The sequence below is a fragment of the Streptomyces sp. SPB074 genome, from assembly GCF_000154905.1.
Lineage (GTDB): Bacteria > Actinomycetota > Actinomycetes > Streptomycetales > Streptomycetaceae > Streptomyces.
The window spans coordinates 2329772-2330774 of sequence record NZ_GG770539.1 but is presented as its reverse complement, the minus strand read 5'-3'; the positions used below and the strand labels follow the sequence as shown (position 1 = coordinate 2330774).

The 1003-nt window shown below is 72.2% G+C and carries 1 protein-coding gene; it reads left to right on the top strand.

Annotated features, from left to right (window positions below):
• Positions 1–134 precede the first annotated feature (134 nt).
• Positions 135–887 (top strand): MBL fold metallo-hydrolase, encoded by a 753-nt coding sequence (locus SSBG_RS09455; protein WP_008745949.1) that lies wholly within the window; start codon positions 135–137, stop codon positions 885–887.
• Positions 888–1003 lie beyond the last annotated feature (116 nt).

Sequence of the window (1003 nt, the reverse complement as noted above, 5' to 3'; positions counted from 1 at the left end):
CCTCACGGGTGGTCTTGCCGGTGACTTCTCCCACAACCCGCCGCAGGCGTGAAGCCGCCCACCGGCACTCCCCGTACGCTCGACGGATCGCACCCGCACCCCGCTCACCCCGTCCGCGCGGAGGTTCCCGCTTCATGAAGCTCACCGTCGTCGGCTGCTCGGGCTCGATCCCGTCCACGGACTCGCCCTGCTCCAGCTACCTCGTAGAGGCCGACGGCTTCCGGCTGCTCCTCGACATGGGCAATGGTGCCCTCGGCGAGTTGCAGCGCCACATCGGCCTGCACGACCTCGACGCCGTCGTCATCAGTCACCTGCACGCCGACCACTGCATCGACATGTGCGCGTACTTCGTCGTGCGCTACTACAACGCCGACCCCCTCACCTCCCGGCCGCTGCCCGTCTACGGCCCCGAGGGCACCGAGGAACGCCTCACCGCCGGGCACGGCGACACCCCCACGCTCTCCGCGATGGCCGAGGTGTTCGACTTCCACACCCTCAAGCCCGGCAGCTTCCGCATCGGTCCCTTCACCCTCCACGCCGAGCAGGTCCGCCATCCCGTCGAGGCGTACGGCTTCCGCGTCGAGCACGGGGGCCGCTCACTCACCTACTCCGGCGACACGGGGCCGTCCCCCGCGCTCGACCAACTCGCCGCCGACAGCGACCTGTTCCTGTGCGAGGCCGCCTTCACCGACGGCAAGGAGGAGATCCCCGACCTCCACCTCAACGGCCGCGAGGCCGGCGAGAGCGCGCAGCGCGCGGGCGCCCGCCGCCTCGTCCTCACCCACATCCCGCCGTGGACGGACCCCCAGCTCAACCTCACGGCCGCCCGCGAGGTCTACGAAGGCCCGGTGGAGCTGGCCCACACGGGCGCGGTGTACGAGATCTGAGCCGTACGGCCCCCGAAGCGGCCCGGCCCCGCGACACCCCGGGCCGCATCGCGGTACGGCTCCTCGCACCACGGGTCCGGGCCCACCCCGGACCCGTACCGCTCACCGCCCCCCGG

Excerpts from the sequence above, each read along its gene's own strand:
- SSBG_RS09455 (WP_008745949.1), top strand. The coding sequence starts at position 135 with ATGAAGCTCACCGTCGTCGGCTGCTCGGGCTCGATCCCGTCCACGGAC.